This window comes from Streptomyces shaanxiensis, assembly GCF_039537145.1.
Taxonomy (GTDB): Bacteria; Actinomycetota; Actinomycetes; order Streptomycetales; family Streptomycetaceae; genus Streptomyces; species Streptomyces shaanxiensis.
On record NZ_BAAAZY010000023.1, the window covers coordinates 1 to 21495 of the forward strand.

General features: G+C 69.2%; 19 protein-coding genes. 6 read left to right on the forward strand and 13 right to left on the reverse strand.

What is annotated here, in order from left to right:
- The first annotated feature begins 310 nt into the window (after nt 1-310).
- On the forward strand, nt 311-2200 hold the full coding sequence (locus ABD932_RS34050) for a glycoside hydrolase family 3 protein (RefSeq protein ID WP_345018841.1): 1890 nt from the start codon (nt 311-313) through the stop codon (nt 2198-2200).
- Nucleotides 2201-2362: 162 nt separating this feature from the next.
- Entirely contained in the window at nt 2363-3031 is a 669-nt protein-coding gene (locus ABD932_RS34055) for a hypothetical protein (RefSeq protein ID WP_345018843.1), read from the forward strand.
- A 22-nt stretch (nt 3032-3053) separates the two neighbouring features.
- Here the strand turns inward: ABD932_RS34055 and ABD932_RS34060 are convergent, their stop codons facing one another.
- The 5 genes from ABD932_RS34060 to ABD932_RS34080 form a co-directional block, all read right to left on the reverse strand.
- Nucleotides 3054-4484 (reverse strand): S28 family serine protease, encoded by a 1431-nt coding sequence (locus tag ABD932_RS34060; protein WP_345018845.1) that lies wholly within the window; start codon nt 4482-4484, stop codon nt 3054-3056.
- A gap of 85 nt (nt 4485-4569) precedes the next feature.
- Nucleotides 4570-4962, reverse strand: coding sequence for a cupredoxin domain-containing protein (locus ABD932_RS34065; RefSeq protein WP_250085815.1), 393 nt, complete (start codon nt 4960-4962; stop codon nt 4570-4572).
- A 117-nt stretch (nt 4963-5079) separates the two neighbouring features.
- Entirely contained in the window at nt 5080-8814 is a 3735-nt protein-coding gene (locus ABD932_RS34070; protein ID WP_345018849.1) for an ABC transporter ATP-binding protein, read from the reverse strand.
- 88 nt (nt 8815-8902) lie between these two features.
- Nucleotides 8903-9940 carry an esterase-like activity of phytase family protein gene (locus tag ABD932_RS34075; protein ID WP_345018851.1) on the reverse strand — a complete coding sequence of 346 codons (1038 nt, stop codon included), beginning with the start codon at nt 9938-9940 and terminating at the stop codon, nt 8903-8905.
- 53 nt (nt 9941-9993) lie between these two features.
- Entirely contained in the window at nt 9994-10896 is a 903-nt protein-coding gene (locus ABD932_RS34080; RefSeq protein WP_345018853.1) for a serine hydrolase, read from the reverse strand.
- 60 nt (nt 10897-10956) lie between these two features.
- Here ABD932_RS34080 and ABD932_RS34085 point away from each other — a divergent pair, with 60 nt between their 5' ends.
- The gene (locus ABD932_RS34085; protein ID WP_345018855.1) at nt 10957-11382 is read left to right on the forward strand and encodes a nucleotidyltransferase domain-containing protein; all 426 of its coding nucleotides are present in this window, start codon (nt 10957-10959) and stop codon (nt 11380-11382) included.
- Nucleotides 11383-11707: 325 nt separating this feature from the next.
- Here the strand turns inward: ABD932_RS34085 and ABD932_RS34090 are convergent, their stop codons facing one another.
- Genes ABD932_RS34090 through ABD932_RS34115 form a run of 6 tightly spaced genes read right to left on the reverse strand, consistent with a single transcriptional unit; the run spans nt 11708 to nt 14891 of the window.
- On the reverse strand, nt 11708-12142 hold the full coding sequence (locus ABD932_RS34090) for an SMI1/KNR4 family protein (RefSeq protein WP_345018857.1): 435 nt from the start codon (nt 12140-12142) through the stop codon (nt 11708-11710).
- A 6-nt stretch (nt 12143-12148) separates the two neighbouring features.
- On the reverse strand, nt 12149-12490 hold the full coding sequence (locus tag ABD932_RS34095; protein WP_345018859.1) for a hypothetical protein: 342 nt from the start codon (nt 12488-12490) through the stop codon (nt 12149-12151).
- Complete coding sequence (locus ABD932_RS34100; protein WP_345018861.1) at nt 12491-12967, reverse strand: SUKH-3 domain-containing protein; 477 nt, start codon at nt 12965-12967, stop codon at nt 12491-12493.
- 11 nt (nt 12968-12978) lie between these two features.
- Nucleotides 12979-13464 carry an Imm50 family immunity protein gene (locus ABD932_RS34105; protein ID WP_345018863.1) on the reverse strand — a complete coding sequence of 162 codons (486 nt, stop codon included), beginning with the start codon at nt 13462-13464 and terminating at the stop codon, nt 12979-12981.
- Nucleotides 13376-13909, reverse strand: coding sequence for an Imm50 family immunity protein (locus ABD932_RS34110; protein ID WP_345018865.1), 534 nt, complete (start codon nt 13907-13909; stop codon nt 13376-13378). The genes ABD932_RS34105 and ABD932_RS34110 overlap by 89 nt, the downstream gene beginning before the upstream one ends.
- The gene (locus tag ABD932_RS34115; protein WP_345018867.1) at nt 13875-14891 is read right to left on the reverse strand and encodes a hypothetical protein; all 1017 of its coding nucleotides are present in this window, start codon (nt 14889-14891) and stop codon (nt 13875-13877) included. Before ABD932_RS34115 ends, ABD932_RS34110 begins: the two co-directional genes overlap by 35 nt.
- A 177-nt stretch (nt 14892-15068) precedes the next feature.
- Here ABD932_RS34115 and ABD932_RS34120 point away from each other — a divergent pair, with 177 nt between their 5' ends.
- From ABD932_RS34120 to ABD932_RS34130, 3 genes are all read left to right on the forward strand, one after another.
- The gene (locus ABD932_RS34120; protein ID WP_345018869.1) at nt 15069-17393 is read left to right on the forward strand and encodes an ArnT family glycosyltransferase; all 2325 of its coding nucleotides are present in this window, start codon (nt 15069-15071) and stop codon (nt 17391-17393) included.
- A gap of 228 nt (nt 17394-17621) precedes the next feature.
- On the forward strand, nt 17622-18431 hold the full coding sequence (locus tag ABD932_RS34125; protein ID WP_126392392.1) for an endonuclease I family protein: 810 nt from the start codon (nt 17622-17624) through the stop codon (nt 18429-18431).
- Between the two features lie 157 nt (nt 18432-18588).
- Nucleotides 18589-18822, forward strand: coding sequence for a hypothetical protein (locus tag ABD932_RS34130; RefSeq protein ID WP_345018871.1), 234 nt, complete (start codon nt 18589-18591; stop codon nt 18820-18822).
- A gap of 4 nt (nt 18823-18826) precedes the next feature.
- On the opposite strand, the gene ABD932_RS34135 is transcribed toward ABD932_RS34130, so the two are convergent.
- The gene (locus ABD932_RS34135; protein WP_345018875.1) at nt 18827-20515 is read right to left on the reverse strand and encodes a thiamine pyrophosphate-binding protein; all 1689 of its coding nucleotides are present in this window, start codon (nt 20513-20515) and stop codon (nt 18827-18829) included.
- The gene (gene speB / locus ABD932_RS34140) at nt 20512-21492 is read right to left on the reverse strand and encodes an agmatinase (protein WP_345018877.1); all 981 of its coding nucleotides are present in this window, start codon (nt 21490-21492) and stop codon (nt 20512-20514) included. The genes ABD932_RS34135 and speB overlap by 4 nt, the downstream gene beginning before the upstream one ends.
- Nucleotides 21493-21495: the final 3 nt, after the last annotated feature.

The window sequence follows — 21495 nt, forward strand, 5'->3', positions numbered from 1 at the left end:
CCCCGCCTCACCAACTTCCGGAATTCACCGCCGCCCCGGGAACCCAGCCCCACCCCCGCTCGTCCAATGCGCAAGCTGCCGGAGAGTCACCGTGGCGCGGTGTCGGCCCTCGCTGCTGGCTGCGATCGCTGACCACCCTCTCCGCCGTGCCGCGGCCGGCAGCACGCCGCCATCGGCGCGCCCCCCTCCAACTGCGCCGATGGCGGCCCCTTGTTGGTTACGGTTCGTTCCCTTGACTGGCAGAAACTTCCCGGTTATTGGTGACTTCTCGGAAGTTTCCTTCAGTGCACCACCTCCGGAAGGAGCGCACGTGCCCGACAGCAGCACGGGAAGCAGAGAAAGCACAGGCAGCACAGGAAACACAGGCAGCACGGGAAACACCGCAACCCCCTCAAGACGTACGGTCCTCGCGGCCACCGCGGGCGTCACCACCGCCCTGACCCTCGGCGGCCAGGCACACGCAGGCACCCCCGACGACCGGAAACTGCGCGCCCTCATCGCCCGGATGACCCTGCCGGAGAAGGTCGGCCAGCTCTTCGTCATGCGGGTCTACGGCCACTCCGCGACCACCCCCGACCAGGCCGACATCGACGCCAACCTCAAGGAGATCGGCGTCCGGACAGCCGCCGAGCTGATCGCCGAGTACCGGGTGGGCGGCATCATCTACTTCACCTGGGCGCACAACACCCGGGACCCGCACCAGATCGCCGACCTGTCGAACGGCATCCAGCGGGCGTCCCTCAGCCTGCCCCGCGGCCTGCCCGTCCTCGTCTCCACCGACCAGGAGCACGGCATCGTCTGCCGCGTGGGCGAGCCCGCCACCCTCTTCCCGGGCGCCATGGCCATCGGAGCCGGCGGCTCGCGCGCCGACGCCCGCACCCTCGGCCGTATCGCCGGACAGGAACTCAGGGCGCTCGGCATCCGGCAGAACTACTCCCCCGTGGCCGACGTGAACGTCAACCCGGCCAACCCGGTCATCGGCGTGCGCTCCTTCGGCGCCGATCCGGACGCCGTGGCCGGCATGGTCGCCGCCGAGGTGTCCGGGTACCAGCGGTCGCGCGACGACCGGCAAGTCGCGGCCACCGCCAAGCACTTCCCCGGGCACGGCGACACGGCCGTCGACAGCCACTACGGCTTCCCGGTCATCACGCACACCCGCGAGCAGTGGGAGACCCTGGACGCGCCGCCCTTCCGCGCCGCCGTCCGCGCCGGCATCGACTCGATCATGACCGCGCACATCATGGTCCCGGCCCTCGACGACTCCGGCGACCCCGCCACCCTCTCCCGCCCGATCCTCACCGGCATCCTGCGCGAGGAGCTGGGCTACGACGGCGTGGTGGTGACCGACTCGCTCGGCATGGAGGGCGTACGGACGAAGTACGGCGACGACCGCGTCCCCGTCCTCGCGCTCAAGGCGGGCGTGGACCAGCTCCTCAACCCGCCCTCCCTCGACATCGCGTGGAACGCGGTCCTCAAGGCCGTCCAGAACGGCGAGTTGACCGAGGCACGGCTCGACGAGTCGATCCTGCGGATCCTGCGCCTGAAGGCGAAGCTGCGGCTGTTCGACGAGCCGTACGTCAGCCAGGGCGGCGTCGACCGCAACGTCGGCACCCCCTCCCACCTCAGGGCGGCCGACCGCATCGCCGAGCGGACGACGACCCTGCTGGTCAACAACGGGGGGCTGCTTCCCCTGTCCCGCCGCGCCCACCCCAAGCTCCTGGTCGTCGGCGCCGACCCGGCCTCCCCGTCCGGCACGACGGGCCCGCCGACCGGCGTGCTCGCCACGGCCCTGACCGAGCTGGGCTTCACGGCGACCGCTCTGTCGACCGGTACGGCGCCCTCGGCCGCCACGATCGCCCGGGCCGTCGCAGCGGCGGCGGAGGCGGACGCGGTGGTGGTGGGGACGTACAACGTCACGGCGAGCAGTGCGCAGAAGACGCTGGTCCAGCAGCTCCTCGCGACGGGGAAGCCGGTCGTGGCGGTCGCGATCCGCAACCCGTACGACGTGGCCCACCTGCCCGATGTCCGCGCCTACCTGGCCGCCTACTCCTGGACCGACGTCGAACTGCGCGCCGCCGCACGGGTGATCGCCGGACGGGTGGCCCCGCGCGGGACGCTGCCGGTGCCGGTGCAGCGGGCGGACGATCCGACGCGGGTGCTGTATCCGGTCGGGCACGGCCTGTCGTACGGAAGCAGCTAGCGCGCCTTCGCACTCTTTGGCCATCCCGTAGCACTTTGGACGTAGGGCCTGTACGCCGCACAACGGTCACACTCACCCCCAACCGACGCAAAGGACCCCACACGTCTGGCGTGCGCCCGCCGTAGCGGGTCACGCTGGACGGGGGTATCCGGGGGGAGTGCGATGCGCGGGAGAAGTGTGGTGGGGGTGGCGTGTGCGTTGCTGGTGCTGCTCGCCGCGCTGTTGACGGGGTGCCAGAGTCCGTCGGGGGCGGCGGAGGAGGACGGGCGGCTCGGGGAGAGCGGGAGCGGCAGCGCGAGTGCGACCGCGAGCGGGCGGCAGGTGACGCCTACCCGGCCCGCCGGATACGGCGCGGTGTTCCTCGGCGTCGACGAGTGCAGTTCCTTCGGCACGACCAGCTTCACCGAGGTGTCCTGCACCAGTGAGCGGGCGGCGGCGCGGGTCGTGGCCCGGCACGACGGCACGGTGGCCGACGGGCCGCTGTGCCCCGGGACCACGGACTTCGTCCTGCACATCAGCGAACAGAGCCAGACCTCCGACGAGGACGGCGACGGCGCGATCCCCCAGGGCTACGCCTGTATGCGCAACCTCGCCCCACCCCACCCCGGCGACCCCGGCGGCGGAGGCGGCCCCCGCACCATCGTCGGCGACTGCGTCTACAGCTCCGGCGACGGCCAGGTCCGCGAGACCTCCTGCGACGGCAAGGGCGAGCGCAAGCCGCAGTACAAGGTGACGAAGGCCGTCGACAAGCGGGCGAAGTGCCCCTTGTCGACGGCCCTGTACGTCCAACTGGGCGGCGAGAAGCCGGTGGGCTGCGCACGGCCGGTATGAGGCGTGCGGCCCGTTCCGGGTCCTACGGACGCAGGGCGGGCTCCCGCTCCACGTCACGCACGTCCAGCTTCGCGTCGTACTTCGCCAGCGGCTTCGCCCGCTCCACGGCGGCGGACGGGACGCCCGCCCACTCCAGGATGCGGGCCGTGGCGAGGGTCTTCTCGTCCTCGACCAGACCGGCGACGCGGGCGCCGTGGTTGGCGCCGGGTGCGGTCAGGACGTACGAGTCCTGCGCGCCCCTGCCGAGGCGGAACGGTTCGGCACCCCAGGGGTCGTTCTGCCCGTAGACGAAGAGCATGTGGCGGGCGTTGTGCTTCACCCAGGTGTCCACGTCGCGCATGGCCCACGGCTGGAACCGGGTCGGGATGTCGCTCGGGACGAAGTTCCGCGGGGGCTGGTAGCCGTAGCGGATGTACTTCTTCTCGATGTGCGGGAAGCCGATCGTCGGCGCGCCGAGCTGGGTCGCCGCCTGGTAGTAGTACGGCGTGTACGGCTCCAGGCCCTGGTCCGTGTAGGAGGCGAAACCGCCGACCGTGTCGATGGACGCCCAGATCTGGTCGTCCGTCGCGTTCTTCGCGTCCGGCGGGATCAGCGTGTCGTCACCGCAGTTCTCCAGCTGGTTGTACTGCCAGAAGCCCCAGACGTAGTCCAGGACGACCGCCTCGTACGCCTTGTCCAGGCTGCCGATCGTGCGGAAGGTGTAGTTGTTCTCGGCGGCGTACGCCGCGTACTTCTTCTCCAGCGGCTCCCGGCGCACCAGCGCCTCCCGCTGCACGGCGTTCAGCCGGTCGCGGCACTCCTTGGTGCCGACGCCCGCGAAGAAGCGGTCGTAGGCCGAGTCCTCGTCGTTCACCACGTCGTTGGGGGCGACGTAGGCGACGACGCCGTCCATGTCCTTGGGGTAGAAGCGCTCGTAGTACGTGGCGGTCATGCCGCCCTTGGAGCCCCCGGTGGAGATCCAGTTCCTGTCGTAGATCTTCTTCAGCGCCTTGAAGATGCGGTGCTGGTCGCTGGCCGCCTGCCAGATGTCCAGCTTGGTCCAGTCGGCCGGGTCGGGCCGGGACGGGGTGAAGAAGCGGTACTCCATGGAGATCTGGTTGCCGTCCACGATCTGGGCCGGCTCGCGGCGGCTCGGCGTCGTGGAGACGCTGTAGCCGCTGGTGTAGAAGACCGTCGGCCGGCTGACGTCCTTGTGCAGCACGGTGATCCGCTGCTGGAACGTGCCCTTGGACGGGTGCCGGTGGTCGACCGGCTGGGTGTAGTTGAGGACGAAGAAGCGGTAGCCGGTGTACGGCTTCTCCTCGATCAGGCTCATCCCCGGTATGGAGAGCAGTCGTTCCTTGATGTCGGTCGTGCCGGTGGCCTCCGGCTCGGCGGCGGTGGCCGCGCCTGCCGTGCTGAGCGTGCCTATGAGCACGGTCAGCGCGAGCAGCCATCTGAGCGCCTTGCGCATGCACCCTCCCCTGTGAGACAGATGTGCGTGCGGAAGCTATCGGAGCAACTCCCTTACGCACCAGGGGAGATGAAGAACTGGCAGGTCAGCAGAGGATCCATCCCTTGCTCACCGATCCCCGCCCGACCTTGCCCTTCACCCACACGCAGCGCTGCCCGGCATGCACCGTCACCGGCCCGGCCTGGTAGCGGTAGTGCCACTCGTCGACGACGGGGTTGGCGCGACGCGCCTGCACGCTGACCATCATCCACTGCTTGCGGCCCGGGTCCTTGGGCTTGGTGATGGCGCAGACGTAGCCGCCCTTCTTGTAGACGTACAGCGTGCCGGTGGAGAACGGGTACGTCCTGACCTTGCGCCCTTCGCACTTCGTCGGGGCGGCGGCATGCGCCTGAGCCGGCGCCGCGACCGCGAGCAGTCCGGACGCGGTCAACAACGCCAGGCCGACCGCCAGTCGTCGGCGTATCGCACCACTGTCCACTGTGTCGTCCTCCCCGCACACCGGCATTGAGCGTACTGATGTACGGACGCACGACGTATGCCGGGTGGTTGCACGACCGTCACGGCCACACCCGCGCGGGACGGAGTACGTGATTCCCTACCGGGCCGCCCCCACCGGCTCCTCCGGCTCGCTCTGCCCGAGGAAGGTCCGCCACAACTCGGCGTACCGCCCGCCCCGCGCCACCAGCTCCTCGTGCGTGCCGTCCTCCGCGACCCGCCCGTGGTCCATCACCACGACCCGGTCCGCGCGGGCGGCCGTCGTCAGGCGGTGGGCCACCACGAGCGTCGTACGGCGGCCGGCGAGGCGGTCCGTCGCCTGGTTGACCTGGGCCTCCGTGGCCAGGTCCAGGGCGGCCGTCGCCTCGTCGAGGAGCAGGACGTCGGGGTCGACCAGCTCGGCGCGGGCCAGTGCGATGAGCTGGCGTTGCCCGGCGGAGAGGTTGCGGCCGCGCTCGGCGACCTCGTGGAGGTAGCCGCCGTCGAGGGTGGCGATCATCTCGTGGGCGCCCACCGCGCGGGCCGCCGCCTCGACCTCGGCGTCCGTCGCCTCCGGCCGGCCGTAGGCGATGGCGTCACGGACGGTGCCCTGGAAGAGGTACGCCTCCTGCGGGACCACGCCGAGCCGGTGACGGTACGACGTGATGTCCAGCGAGCGCAGATCCGTGCCGTCGACAGTGACCCGGCCGCCGGTCGGGTCGTAGAACCGCGCCACCAGTTTGACGAGGGTCGACTTGCCGGCGCCGGTCTCGCCGACGAACGCGACCGTCTGCCCGGCGGGGATGCGCAGGTCGATCCCGCCCAGCGCCTCCTCCTCGTCGCCGTACGCGAAGTGCACGTCCTCGAAGGCGATCTCGCCCCGCAGCGACAGCACCTCCAGCGGCTCCGAGGCCGCCTTCGTCGACGTCGGCTCCTGGAGCAGCTCCTGGATGCGGCCGAGCGAGACCGTGGCCTGCTGGTAGCCGTCGAAGACCTGGGAGAGCTGCTGGACCGGGGCGAAGAACAGGTCGATGTAGAGCAGATACGCCACCAGCGCGCCCGCCGTCAGCGTCGCGTCGTCGATCCGGCCCCCGCCGACGATCAGCACGGCCACCACGGCCGCCGAGGACAGGAACTGCACGAAGGGGAAGTAGACGGAGATCAGCCACTGCCCCCGGACGCGGGCCTTGCGGTAGCTGTCGCTGCGCTCCGCGAACCGCGCGCCGCCGTCCCGCTCGCGCCGGAAGGCCTGCACGATCCGTAGCCCGGACACCGACTCCTGGAGGTCGGCGTTCACCAGCGACACCCGCTCACGGGCGAGTTCGTACGCCTTCACGCTCGCCCGGCGGAAGAAGTACGTGGCGACGATCAGCGGCGGCAGCGTCGCGAAGACGAGGAGCGCGAGCTGGAGGTCGATCACCAGCAGAGCGCCCATGATGCCGAAGAAGGTGACGACGGAGACGAAGGCGGTGACCAGCCCCGTCTGCAGGAATGTCGACAAAGCGTCAACGTCGGTCGTCATCCGCGTCATGATCCGGCCGGTCAACTCACGCTCGTAGTAGTCGAGTCCGAGCCGCTGGAGCTGGGCGAAGATCTTCAGGCGCAGCGAGTAGAGGACGCGTTCGCCGGTGCGCCCGGTCATCCGCGTCTCCCCGATCTGCGCCACCCACTGGGCCGTCACGGCGAGCAGGGCGAGCAGCGAAGCAGCCCAGACCGCGCCCAGGGCGGCCTGGGTGACGCCCGAGTCGATGCCGTGCCGGATCAGGACCGGCAGCAACAGCCCCATGCCGGCGTCCACGGCGACCAGGCCAAGGCTGATCAGCAGGGGGCGCCCGAAGCCGCGGAGCAGCCGCTTGAGGCCGTACGACTCCTCCGGCCGCACCGCACGGGCCTCGTCGATGTCGGGCCGGTCGGCCGCCGGGGGCAACGCCTCGACCTGGGCGAGGAGCTCCGGGGTGGCCGGTGACTCCACGAGGGCGAGGTCCTTGGGCTCGCGGTCGCCGGTCCACAGCCTCGGCGTCACCCCGCGCTCGGCGTCGAACTCGGCGTCCAGTTCGTCGCGTACGGAGGTGTCCTCCCGCGGGCAGGCGGGCTGGGCGTGGCCGGGTGAGACGCCGCCGAGTTCGTCGGGGTCGGTGAGGAGGCGGCGGTACAGGGCGGAGCGTTCCTGCAGCTCCTCATGGGTGCCGATGTCGGCGAGGCGGCCGGCGTCGAGGACGGCGATGCGGTCGGCGAGGTTCAGGGTGGAGCGCCGGTGGGCGATGAGGAGGGTCGTACGTCCCTCCATCACCTGCTTCAGCGCCTCGTGGATCTCGTGCTCGACGCGCGCGTCCACCGCCGAGGTCGCGTCGTCGAGGACCAGGAGGCGGGGGTCGGTGAGGATCGCGCGGGCGAGCGCGACGCGCTGGCGCTGGCCGCCGGAGAGGGTGAGGCCGTGCTCGCCGACCTTGGTGTCGTAGCCCTCGGGCAGCTCTGCGATGAAACGGTCCGCCTGGGCGGCGCGCGCGGCGGCCTCGATCTGCTCGTCGGTCGCGTCGGGACGGCCGTACGCGATATTGCTCCGCACGGTGTCCGAGAAGAGGAACGAATCCTCGGGCACCAGCCCGATCGCGGCCCGCAGCGAGTCGAAGGTCAGCTCGCGCACGTCGTGGCCGCCGACGAGGACGGCGCCGCGTGTGACGTCGTAGAAGCGCGGGAGGAGGAGGGAGACCGTGGACTTGCCGGAGCCGGAGGAGCCGACGACGGCGAGGGTCTCGCCGGGTTGGATCTCGAAGCTGAGCCCGTCGAGGACGGGGCCGGTGGCGTCGTCGTAGCCGAAGGCCACGTCGTCGAACTCGACGGTCGCGGGCGCGTCGGCGGGGAGGCTCTTGCTCCCCTCCTTGATCGACGGCTCGGTGTCGATCAGCTCCAGGACCCGCTCGGTGCCCGCCCGGGCCTGCTGCCCGACCGTGAGCACCAGGGCGAGCATCCGGACCGGACCGACAAGCTGGGCTAGATACGTGGAGAAGGCGACGAACGTACCGAGGGTGATGTGCCCGCGCACGGCCAGCCAGCCGCCGAGCGCGAGCATGGCGACCTGCCCGAGGGCCGGGACGGCCTGCAGCGCCGGGGTGTACCTGGAATTGAACCGGATGGTCCGCAGCCGCCCCGCGAAGAGCCGCCGGCTGACGTCCCTCAGCTTCCCGGTCTCCTGCTCCTCCTGCCCGAATCCCTTCACCACGCGTACGCCGCTGACGGCCCCGTCGACCACGCCCGCGACGGCCGCGGCCTGGGCCTGCGCGTACCAGGTGGAGGGGTGGAGCTTGGTCCGGCTGCGCTTGGCGATCCACCACAGGGCCGGGGCGACCGCGAGGGCCACCAGCGTCAGCGGCACCGACAGCCAGGCCATGACGACCAGGGAGATCAGGAAGAGCATGAAGTTCCCGATGGTCATCGGGAGCATGAAGAGCAGGCCCTGGATCAGCTGGAGGTCGCTGGTGGCACGTCCGACGACCTGCCCGGTGGACAGCTCGTCCTGCCGTCGCCCGTCGAGCCGGGTGATGGTCCCGAACATCTCGGTCCGCAGGTCGTGCTGGACATCGAGGGCGAGCCGGCCGCCGTAGTAGCGGCGTATGTAGGTGAGGACGTAGACGGCGAGGGCGGCGGCTATCAGCAGGCCCGCCCACAGGGCCATGCCTCGGCTGTGGTCGCCGATCACGTCGTCGATGATCACCTTGGTGATCAGCGGGACGATGGCCATGACGGCCATGCCGGCGAGGGAGGAGCCGAGGGCGAGGATCACGTCCTTGCGGTAGCGCCAGGCATAGCCCCACAGTCGCCGTGCCCAGCCCCTCGTCTCCCCCTGCTGCGCTGCCACGCGGGTGCCCTCCGTTCGTCCTGATCTACCGGAAGGCACCAACGCGAACGGAAGCGGATTTCATCCCGCTGCAACAGTCGGCGACCGATCAGATACGGACACGCAGGTAGTAGAACCGGGTCGTCTGTACGGCGTTCTGGTTGTCGTCGCTGACCAGCAGCACCTTCAGGCGCCCCTTCGAGTACCCCGTGATCGCCATGCCCTCGATGTTGTCGAGGAGGGGATTGGGCTGGGGCTGCTTGGCCGTGGCGCCCAGGGACGGGCAGGCGGCGATGTCCGCGAGGAGGGTCTTCTTGATCAGGCGTACGTCGTCCTGCCCCGTCAGGTTCTCGATGCCGCTGGTGTCCGTGGCGCGGCGCGGGTCGGCCAGATAGAGGCGGACCGTGTTGCCGACGCCGGCGGTGAAGCCGCGCTCCAGGACGAGGAGGCGGCCGTCGGGGGTCGCCTGGACCTCGGGGACGCCGAGGCCGGTGTCGGTGCGGTAGGCGTACTGGGCGCCCGGCTCGAAGTGGCCCCCCGTCGCCCGGGACCGCTGCCAGGTCTGGAAGCGGACGATGCCGGCGCTGTCGCCGTTCAGCGCGTACTCCATCGACGCGAGCAGGGTGCGGCCGCCGGGGAGCAGGGTCAGCCCTTCGAAGGTGCCGTTGGAGACGGCGCGGCCGGCCGGGGCGACGCGGAGGGCGTCCGGGACGGGGAGCCGGTCGAGGATCTTGCCGTCACGGGAGTAGCGGCGTACGGAGGGCTCGGTCTCCGAGGAGATCAGCCGGGTGCCGTTCCGGTCGACGACGAGGCCCTCGGAGTCGAGGGGGGCGCCGGTCTCGTCGGCGAGGGGGACGACGGCCTTCGGCGCGAGGGTCTTCCCGTCCGGGCTGGAGTCCAGGCTGAAGAGGGCGGAACGGTCGGAGACGGCCGCGAGCGAACCGTCGCGGTCCACCGCGAGCGCGGAGAAGTTGCCGACGAAGGTGCCCTCGTACGTCGTCTTGTCGAGCGCGTCGGAGAAGCGGTCGATGGAGACGGTGGGCGAACAGGCGTTGCTCTGCACGGCGTTGGCGGGCCCGGCGGCGGACAGACAGGTGGCCGCCGCCAGGGACGCGGCGGTGGTCGCGAGTACGGTTCTCAGGCGCATGGCCGTCACCGTAGGACGGCACGGTGAAGGACGGGAGACTGCCGTGTGAAGCGTCAGCTTGCCGCCAGGTCCCGGTGGATGACCTTGGCGACGCCCTGAATGGTCGTAATGCCATAGTTCATGGTGCTGTTGCCATGACTGAGCACCGTGATCATGTAGTCATGGCCGCCCCCCTTGAACGCACCGACGCTGTGCACCCGCCAGCCGTTGGTGGCACGCTGCAGCCAGCCGTTCTTGACGGCCACGGAGACACCGGACGGCACTCCGTACGGCGTACCCCAGCGCTGCGAGGAGACGACCTGCCCCATCAGCTTCAGGATGTAGGCGCGGGAGTTGTCGCTGAGCACCGCGTTCTTGGCCGTGACGAGCTTGAGCAGCTTCTGCTCGTCGGTGACGGTGATCTGGGTCAGGCCCCAGTAGCCGTTCGCGCCGGGCTTGGTCTGGGTCATGCCGGCGGCGGCGAGGAATCCCTTGATCTTCGTCAGCCCGAGCTGCTTCCAGAGCGTGCTGGTCGCGGCGTTGTCCGACTTGGTGATCATGGCTTTGGCGAGGGACACCTCACGGTCGGTGAGGTACCGGTTGGTCTTCTTCGCGTCCCACAGCAGCGTGGCCAGCACGGTGACCTTGACGACGCTGGCGGAGTCGAAGGCGGTGGAGGCACGGAGACTGCAGGTGGTGTTCGTGGACCGGTCGTAGAGACCGACCGCGATGGTGCCCTTGCGGTTGGCGAGCGCGGCGGTGATGTCCTTCTTCAGCTTGTCGGCGAGGCCGGCCTTGGCGGACGTACAGCTGACGGTGGGGGTGGCCGCGACGGCAGGGGTCGCGGCGGCGAGGGACGGTATGAACACGCCGGCACCGACGCCTGCGGCGACGAGCGCTCTGGCACGCCTGGAAAGGCCCGTTGACTTCTCGCCCTTTGACTTCTCATGCGATGTCTGCGATGTCCCGTGAGTCATGCCCTGTTGACTCACGAGGCCGAAGGAAAGGTTGTACGTGTGTCAAAACCGGTACGCGCGATGACCGCTGACGACGTGCTGACGGTCCTGGCCCTGCTGCACGAGGTGCGGGCCGAGGTCTGGATCGGGGGCGGCTGGGGCATCGACGCCCTCATCGGCGAGCAGACCCGCACCCACCGCGACCTGGACCTGATGCACCGCCGGGAGCAGGAGGACGCGGTGCTGGCGGCCCTGAACGGGGCGGCGGGCTTTGTCGAGACCCTGGACTGGCGCCCCGTCCGCGCGCAGCAGGCGTCACTCGAACCGTCGCGCCCTTTCATCTACCCCTCCTCGTGCTTCGTGACGGGCACCATCGGCGGTACGACGGTCCCGTGCCTGTCCGCGGAGCAGCAGGTCTACTTCCATCAGGGGTACGAGCCGACCGACCGCGATCGGCACGATATGGCTCAGCTGCGGCGCGTGTTCGGGATTGCCACGCACTTCTGATCACTGGCCGCCGGAAGGGTCAGGTCTGCGACACGGGACGGCGAGGCCGTCGTTGTACTCGGACTCGTCACCGACAGGTACGGGGGACGGGCGCCCCGGCTCGCCGCGCCGCCGCCGACATACGGTGAGGGCCGGCATACGGCGAGGTTGCACGATTCCCCGTCCGTGGTCCGGAAGCGGCAGCCCGTCGCCGCTCTTCTCTGCCCGCCAACTGGTCGGCCTTCGTCACCGCCAGCAAGGGCACGCAGCCCTGAGCGCACCTGATCCGTAATGCGCGGATGCAGAACGCTCGCTTTCAGGGATCAATTCACCGCGCAAGCCCGAGCTAGCCACGGTACCAATCCTCCCCGTCACTTCCGATCGCCTTGCGGAGATAGTGCTCCAGGGACCCCGACACCCAAATTCTGCTATCCGTTTCATGGTCCCACACGAAGATTTCGTCCCGTTCGCGGCTGCGCACAAAAGCGAACTGGTCACCGCCACCGTTGTCTCCGAAGAACATCAGGTCGTCGAACGGCTGATAGAGACTACGGAACTGTTCATCGTTACGGAATGCCAGATTATCCCCAAGGATCCTGCCCGCGCTCCAGATCACATCTGTTCCGTATCTGCCCGCGATGCCATCAGTTTCCAGAAGAAGTTCGCGCAGAGACTGCGGAACAATCTGATCCAGTTGCCGCTCGATCAAATTCAAGGATTTTTCGTCCGCCGGGCCCTGCAGTTCAATATTCTGAAATTCCGATGCGATTTCGCGCCACATAGGATCCTAGCTCCTCTCCTCTGATCTGACGGTGTTGGAACCGATGCATTCATCACCGCCCCGAAGAAGGCGGTTGGAAACGCTCGCCCGACCGAGCGCCCTTGCGCACTCTCGCAGGACGTACGTGCCGAAATCCTCCGCGAGTTGTTCCGGCCCGCCACGGGCATCGGAACCCGGGTCCCAGCTGACGACCGGCGCCTCGCCGTGCGCGTCCCGATCCGACATATCGAGGGAGATCAAGCCGCCCATGCCGTCGTACTGGATGACCAGCAGGTGTGACGGGAAGCTGGGATCTTCTCGGAGGCCGAACAGTTCGACGAGGGCGGCAACCGATTCAAATCCACTCATTCAGCACTCCACTTCCGGCATAGGCGGAATAGGGCAGCCAGAAATTTCCTCAGGTGCCACTCCCAGTACCAGGGCATCGATCGCCTGCGGCCACGGACCGAACCGCGCTATCCAGTCGGCTACCAGGTACACCAAACCGTTCTCGTCCATGCCGAGGAAGAAGCGCCCTCGATCCAGCTCCCCGAGCGGGAACAGATGAAGTCCCAACTCTTCGCCCCACTCGGAGAAGCGGTCCTCCTCTCCCAGGCAGAGGAGCGGATCAAGTTCAAACGGCTCGCGGGCGCAGTTAACGCCGGGACCCGAGACGGCGACACTGAGGCCACCGAACTCTGCGAGAAATTCTTGCACCGCCTCATGCGCCCGGATACCTCTCTCCTCGAACGGGAGCGCCCATTGTGCAGGATCCACCGTTCGCCGCGGATCCCAACCGGATGTCCGGAGAACGTCCACTACGTTCGACGAGAAATTTGCTTCCACACCCACTCCCCTTACACAGACTTGCTCGCGAGATACCCCCGCACCCTGGCCAGCGACACCGAACCAGCCTGGAAACTCATGCCGGCGCTCTCAGTCCCGACAGAGACCAAGATGCCCCCATCACCCGCCTCAGAGATGGTCACGGCATTCGCCACAGACGCGTCCCAGCCCTGAATGTGTACGTTGCCCGTGTCGCCGAAGACGATGAAGAACTCGCAAGTGTTCAAGCCCTTGGCCCGCCATTCGTCAGGGAGCGGTGACGGCATGACCTCGGTTTCGAGACCCAGGGTTACTGAACGGCCCCGTTCGTCGATATGCACGTGGCTCAGTGTGCATTCCGTAAGATTTGGCGGTGCCATCCCATAGAGGGCACGCAGCCCCTCCGCGGACGCCAGCACGAGGGTCCAGTCATTCGGCATAGAACCTCCTCTCATGGGTGGCGGGCAGTTCGGAGTACAGCCGAGCATCGATCCTTCGCGCGAAGAGATGCCGTCCATTGTCCGCGCCGTCAGGGGCGATCTTGAATGCGCTCACATGGCCGACGAGCAGCGAGTCGCTGCAACTGAATCGCAGGTCAACGCCCGGGCCCGAGACACTGACCCGCACGCGCCGCAACTCTTTCGGCACCAGCGCGATATCGACCGTGGCCGGAGGTCGCCAATCGGTCAGTGCGATGTCCTCGGCGGCCAGGAAGGTGATATGGCACTGGAACGTATCCACTTGCTCAGCCCGCCACTCCTCCGAAACATGATCGGGGAAGCGGGGAAGGTCAATCCGGAGAGTGATTTGTGGACCTCGCCAGTTCACGTTGACCGACCTGAGCCGCACTCCGCTCAGTTCGGGAACGTGGTCGTAACACGCATTGAGCTGCTCGGGGTTGGCGAGATACTCATCCCAGCCCAGCCGGTCATTTCGCTGCTCGCCACCTGTACACCTGGTCATTGGACACAGTCAACCAGGTGCCGTCACCGAGGGCGATGGGGTCCGGGGAGACAGCGAATGGGTACTCAACCATTGCCTCCAGCCGCAGAGTTCGCGAGTTGAGCAGCAGGTGACGGGACTCCTCTGGCCACCAGTCCTCAGCGACGGGCGCCAGCACCGTTGCCTCGTCCACAAAGCCCGGTCGGCCTACGAGTCGAAGATCTGGGCTGCTCAGCGTGCTCTCGGTCCACGCTACGGCCGCAGAACGACAGGTGCCGGGCCCCTCCATCTGGTAGCGCGTGAGAGATGCCCCGTCCCTTGCCATCTTGAGGAAAGCGCCACCAAGACTGTTCCCGGTGAACGGTTCGTCAATGGCTCCGGCAGGCAGGACCGAGAGTTCACCAGACCGGAGCGTCACGAGCATGGAGTGAAATTCGTCCTGCCCTTGTCCTGCTGACAGGAAGACGTGATCCGATCCGCTCAACGATTGCTGGAACTCATAGAGCGCAGAGAACGCAGGCAGCACGGACCTGGCCACCAGCTCCCCCGAGCTGCTGTCGAGAGCTACGCAGAGGTCTCCTTCGTACGACCCGTCCTCGCCAACAGCCCCGCAAACCGTTGCGATCACATGCTCGCCCGAGGGCGTCAATGTGCACGCCCCCTTCCCAAGTCCCCCCTCGGGCCATGCGTCGTGTCGGAAGACCCAGCGAACGGTGCCGTCATCTGCGAGGCGTGTGATCTCACCTCGCCCGCTGAATATCAAGCCGCTTCCCGCGGGCGATGCATACCCTCCTGGCTCTGGCGAGTTCCACTCCCACCTCTCGGAGAAGAGTTGTGAGGGAACAGGAGAGACACGGTAGGCCACGATGCGCGATTCTTCGCGCGTCATCAGCCAGTTCCCGCCGTCTCGCACCTGCCAACCATCAAGTCCGCCGAGTGATTCTTCGATGCCCAGGCATTCCTCCGTAGCTGTGAGTTGGGCTGCAATTACTGAGACCGCCATTCGAGGAATCTTTCTCTCGCGCTCACTGGTGGGACGCCAGCCACTCGAACTGCACCAAGTCGTCCTGCGCTCCCTTGGACTCCCTTGCCGCCCCCTTTGCAGACCCCTTTGAGAATCCACAGCAAACAGCCAGGTACGCCACAGCCCCCACCCACCCCCGCCCCACACGATGCCCGGGTGACATCAGCCACCGATCCCCACCCCCACACGACCGTGACCCCCGACGTGCCCCCGCCGACCCCGGCCCCACCCGCCGCGCCCCCGGACAAGGCGCCCCGCTGGTCACTCCCCGCGCTGATCGCGATCCTGATCCTGGCGGCGGTGCTGTACTCCTGGAACCTGTCCGGGGCCGGCCTGAACAGCTTCTACAGCGCGGCCGTGCTGAGCGGTACGCAGAGCTGGAAGGCGTGGTTCTTCGGCTCGCTGGACGCGGGGAACTTCCTGACCGTCGACAAGCCGCCGTTCGCCCTGATGGTGATGGGGCTGTCGTGCCGGGTCTTCGGCTACGGCACCTGGCAGATGATGCTGCCGATGATCCTGGTCGCGCTGGCGACGATCTGGATCGTGCACGCGTCGGTGAAGCGGGTGTGGGGTCACGGTGCGGCGACGGTCGCCGCGCTGGTGCTGGCCCTGACGCCGATCACGGTCGCCATCAACCGTGACAACAACCCGGACACCCTGCTGGTGTTCCTCATGGCCGGCGGCGCGGCGCTCGCCCTGCGGGCCGTGCACAACGGCAAGTTGCTGCCGCTCGTCGGCTCCGCGGTGTGCTTCGGGCTCGCGTTCAACACGAAGATGCTCCAGGGGTACATCGCGCTGCCCGCCGTCTTCGCGGTCTATCTCTACGCCGCGAAGCCCAAGCTCGTGAAGCGGATCGTCAATCTGCTCGTCGCCGGTGTCGCCCTCGTCGTCTCCAGCTTCTGGTGGGCGGCGGCCGTCTCCCTCGTGCCCGCCGACGAACGTCCGTACATCGGCGGTTCGACGGACGGCACGGCCTGGGACCTGATCATGGGCTACAACGGCCTCGGCCGGATCTTCGGCGGCGAGGGCAACGGCGGAGGCGGCGGTGGCGGAGGCGGCGGCTTCTCCGGGACCGCCGGGATCGGCCGGCTGTTCAACGACATCCTCGGCGGCCAGATCTCCTGGCTGATCCCCTTCGCGGCCATCGCGTGCGTCGGCGGCCTGGTGCTGCGCGGACGCGCCCCGCGCACCGACCTCACCCGCGCCGCGCTGCTGCTGTGGGGCGGCTGGACCGCCCTGCACTACCTGACCTTCGCCATGGCCGAGGGCACGATGCACCCCTACTACACGACCGCGCTCGCCCCCGGCATCGCGGCCCTGTGCGGAGGCGGCGGCGTGATGCTGCTGCGCGCCTTCCGCGCCGACAAGCGGTGGGCCTGGGTGCTGCCGGCGGGCCTGGCCGTCACGGCGGTCTGGGCGGTCGTACTGCTGCGTCGGGCCTCCGGCTGGAACACCTGGCTGTGGCCGGCCATCGCCGTCGTCATGGCGCTGGCGATCGTGGGGCTGCTCGTCTTCCGGTCCGCGTCGGGCATACGGGTACGGCTGCTGGCGGCATCCGTGGCTGCGGCGGTCGTCGCGGCCGTGGCGGGTCCTGCGGCGTACGCCTGGTCGGTGCCGTCCGGGTCGGGCGGCGGCGGCATGGGCGGCGGTACGAATCCGACGGCCGGGCCCTCCACGGGGAGCGGCTTCGGCGGCGGTCCCGGTGGCGGCGGCCGGGGTGACTTCGGCGGCGGCCCGAACGGCCAGGAGGGCGGCGGCTTCCCCGGCGGCCGGCAGCAGGGCGGCCAGATGATGCCGGGCGGCGGGAACGGCGAACTGCCCGGCGGTCAGGACGGTCAGAACAGCCAGAGCGGCCAGGCTCCCGGCGGCACCGGCGACATGGGCGGTACGCCGCCCAACGGCACCGGCAACGGCGGTACGGCCCTCGGCGGCACGGACACCGGCACCGGCAACAGCGGCCAGCCCGGCGGCATGGTCGGCGGTGGCGGCATGGGCGGTGGCCCCGGCGGCGGCATGGGCGGCGGCGCGAGCAGCGAGCTCATCACCTACCTCAAGAAGCACCAGGACGGCGCCACCTGGCTCCTGGCGGTGTCGAGTTCGCAGAGCGCCGCGCAGCTCATCCTCAGCAGTGGTGAGCCCGTGATCTCCATGTGGGGCTGGTCCGGCTCCGACAAGGCGATGACGCTGGCCAAGCTCAAGGAGTTCGTGAAGAAGGGCGAGCTGCACTACATCCAGATCGGTGGCGGTGGCATGGGCGGCGGCCCCGGCGCCGGCAGCAGCGTCAGCTCCGAGGTCACGGAGTGGGTGCAGAAGAACGGGACGGCGGTGAAGGAGAGCGACTACAGCTCGACTTCCGGCTCGACCAAGAACTCGAGCTCCAGCACCGGCACAAACTCGGGCTCCAGCTCCAGCTCGGACAACTCCTCGCAGAGCAACCAGTCGTCCACCATCTACCGACTGGACCCGTCGGACGTCAGCTGACCCGACCGGCCCACCGCCCCCCCACTCAACGGCCCCTACTCAACGGCCCCCGACTCACCAGCCGGGGGCCGTTTCGGCGTCAACTATCGCACCCATGCCCCGATTTGCCGTTTCGCGTCACCCAATGGACACGTGCAAGCCCTCGACATGACCGCATGTCCATGCCACTCTCCCGATTGCCGCCTCCATTCAACCCGCGTAGATCCCCGCGTAGATTGGGAACCCCACATGCTGGCGACACACATACGCCGCAGCCGCTGGAAGTCAGTGGCGCTGACGACGGCCGCCGTCCTGGTCGGCCTCACCACGCCGGCGCTCACCGCCTCCCCGGCCGCCGCGACGACGACGGAGTACGACGACACGTACTACGCCGACGCGATCGGCAAGTCCGGCACGGCCCTGAAGGACTCGCTGCACACGATCATCAGCGACCAGACGACGATCTCGTACTCGGCCGTCTGGAACGCCCTGAAGGTCACCGACCAGGACCCGAACAACAGCAGCAACGTGAAGCTGCTCTACAGCGGCATCTCCCGCAGCAAGTCCCTCAACGGCGGCAGCACCGGCAACTGGAACCGCGAGCACGTGTGGGCCCAGTCCCACGGCGACTTCGGCACTTCCGCCGGCCCGGGCACCGACCTGCACCACCTGCGTCCCGAGGACGTCCAGGTCAACAGCATCCGCGGCAACAAGGACTTCGACAACGGCGGCAGCAGCTTCACCAACTCCGGCGGCAGCCTGACCGACTCCAACTCCTTCGAGCCGCGCGACGCCGTCAAGGGCGACGTGGCCCGCATGATCCTCTACATGGCCGTCCGCTACGAGGGCGACGACAGCTGGCCCGACCTGGAGCCCAACGACGCCGTCACCAACGGCAGCGTCCCCTACCACGGCCGCCTCTCGGTCCTGAAGCAGTGGAACGACGAGGACCCGCCGGACTCCTTCGAGGAGCGCCGCAACGAGGTCATCTACGACAGCTACCAGGGCAACCGCAACCCGTTCATCGACCACCCGGAGTGGGTCGAGTCGATCTGGTAGGCGACCGGGCACTGTTCAGTCGCCCCGGACACGAGTCGCCGTAGCCGCGCCAGGGGCCTCGTCGGCCCCTGGCGTGCTCGGTCACCACCTGGCACGCGCTCGATCACCACCTGTACAGCGGAATGACCTGCGTCGATCCGATGCCGTTGACCCGGCTATGAAGAAGATCAGCGCGCTCGCCGCGCTCACCACGGCAGCCCTCGTACTCGCCACCCCGGCCCACGCCGACGACGGCGACCGGGGCCGTATCAACATCGCCGGCTACTCCACCGCCGGCCTCTGCAAGCAGGCGCTCTCGCTCGTCCCGTGGGCCGTACCGGGGACCGGCCCCGCGGTGGACGACGCCTGCTCCGACCGCGACCACGTCTACGACGCGCGCGACGGCCAGTGAGGCATCACGTCGTGAGGTGTGTCGGCGCGAACATCCGCAGCACCGCCGGGAGGACGACCACCGACGGGCCGGGGGTCTGAAGCGCCTTCGCCAGATCCGCCTCCAGCGTCTCCGGGGTCGTCCGGGCCCCGGGGACGCCGAACGACTCGGCCAGCGCCACATAGTCCGGCCGCGTCAGCTCCGTGGCCGTGGCCTGGCCGAACGCGTCCGTCATGTACTCGCGCAGGATGCCGTAGCCGCCGTCGTCGACGATGAGCCAGGTGACGTTCAGGTCGTACTGGCGGGCCGTCGCCAGCTCGGCGATCGAGTACAGCGCGCCGCCGTCGCCGGACACCGCGAGCACCGGACGCGTCGGGTCCGCGACCGCCGCGCCCAGCGCCGCCGGGAAGCCGTAGCCGAGGCCGCCGGCGCCCTGGGCGGAGTGCAGGTGGTTGGGGCCCTTGGCGTCGAAGGCCGACCAGGCCCAGTACGCCAGGATGGTCATGTCCCAGAAGGACGGGGAGTCGGCGGGAAGGGCACGCCGGACCGACGCCAACACGTCCTGTTCCAGGGTGAGTTCCTGGCCGGCGATCCGCTCCGACACCTTCCCCAGCACCTCACGCACCCGCTCCGGCGCCGCCACGTCCTCCCGCTCCGACACCGTCTCCAGCAGCGCCTGCAACGCCAGCCGCGCGTCCGCGTGGATGCCGAGGGCCGGGTGGTTGGACTCCAGCTTGCCGAGGTCGGCCTCGATCTGGATGACCCGGCCCCGGGGCTTGAACGTGTGGTAGTTGGAGGACAGTTCGCCCAGTCCCGACCCCACCACGAGCAGGACGTCCGCATCCTCCAGGAAGTCCGTCGTGTGCCGGTCCTCGATCCAGGACTGGAGCGACAGCGGGTGATTCCACGGGAACGCGCCCTTGCCGCCGGGAGTCGTGACCACCGGGGCCTTCAGCGTCTCGGCGAGCCTGCGAAGCTTGCCGGACGCGTCCGCCCGCACCACTCCCCCACCCGCGATGATCGCCGGACGGGCGGCTTGCGACAGCAAGTGGGCCGCCACCGCCGTCAGTTCGGGGCGCGGCGGCAGCTCCTCCGGGAACGCGTCGCCGCCCGTCACCACCGGGATCGACGTCTCGGCCAGCAGCACGTCCTGCGGGATCTCCACCCACACCGGGCCGTGCGGGGCGGTCAGCGCCGACTTCCAGGCCGCCTCGATCGCGGAGGGGATCTGGGACTGGGTGCGGACCGTGTGGACCGACTTCACCACGCCCCGGAACGACGCCGCCTGGTCGGGGAGTTCGTGGAGGTAGCCGTGCCTGCCACCGCCCAGCCCGGCCGTCGGAATCTGGCTGCTGATCGCCAGAACCGGCGCCGAAGCCGCGGCCGCCTCCTGGAGCGCGGCCAGCGAGGTCAGCGCGCCGGGGCCCGTCGACAGCAGCAGCGGCGCCGCCTCGCCCGTCATCCGGCCGTACGCGTCCGCCGCGAACCCGGCGTTGTTCTCCACGCGCAGGCCGATGTACCTGAGGTCGGAGCGGCGCAGCGCGTCGAACATGCCCAGCGCGTGCTGGCCGGGCAGCCCGAAGACCGTCGTCGCGCCGAGCCCGGCCAGCGTCTCCACGACCAGGTCTCCGCCGTTGCGGCCGGCGGGAGGATTCAGAGCGGCGGCAATCTGCGCCTCCGTCGGGCGGAGTACCAGGTCGTGGTCGTGAGTCACTTCGCTTCCGAGTCCTTCCGGGCCGCCGCGATCTGGCGGGACATGATCGTGGTCAGTTCGTACGCCGTGTGGGACGCGGCCACCGACGTGATCTCGGCGTGATCGTACGCGGGCGCCACCTCGACGACGTCCGCGGAGACCAGGTTGCAGGACGCCAGGCCCCGCAGGATCTCCAGCAGCTCGCGCGAGGTCATGCCGCCCGCCTCGGGGGTGCCGGTGCCGGGGGCGTGCGCCGGGTCGAGGCAGTCGATGTCGATGGAGATGTAGAGCGGGCGGTCGCCGATGCGCTGGCGCAGCTGGTCGGCGACCTCGTCGGCGCCGCGGCGGTAGACATCGGACGACGTGACGATGCCGAAGCCCATCTTCTCGTCGTCGGTGAGGTCCTGCTTGCCGTACAGCGGACCGCGGATGCCTACGTGGGAAAGCGCCTCCGTGTCGAGGATGCCCTCCTCCACCGCGCGCCGGAAGGGCGTGCCGTGGGTGTACTCCGCGCCGAAGTAGGTGTCCCAGGTGTCGAGGTGGGCGTCGAAGTGGAGCAGGGCGACCGGGCCGTGCTTCTTCGCCACCGAGCGCAGCAGCGGGAGCGCGATGGTGTGGTCGCCGCCGAGGGTCATCAGGCGGGCGCCGGTGCCGAGCAGCTCGTCGGCCGCCGCCTCGACCGTCTCCACGGCCTCGTTGATGTTGAAGGGGTTCACCGCGATGTCGCCACCGTCCGCCACCTGCGCGAGGGCGAAGGGGGAAGCGTCCTGCGCCGGGTTGTACGGGCGCAGCAGCCGGGACGCCTCGCGGATGGCGTTGCCGCCGAAGCGGGCGCCCGGCCGGTACGAGACGCCCGAGTCGAACGGCACGCCGACCACGGCGACGTCGGCGCGGCCGACCTCGTCGAGGCGGGGCAGCCGGGCGAAGGTGGCGGGTCCGGCGTACCGCGGGATGCGGGAGGAGTCGACGGGGCCGCGGGGCGTCTCGTTGCTGCTCATGGG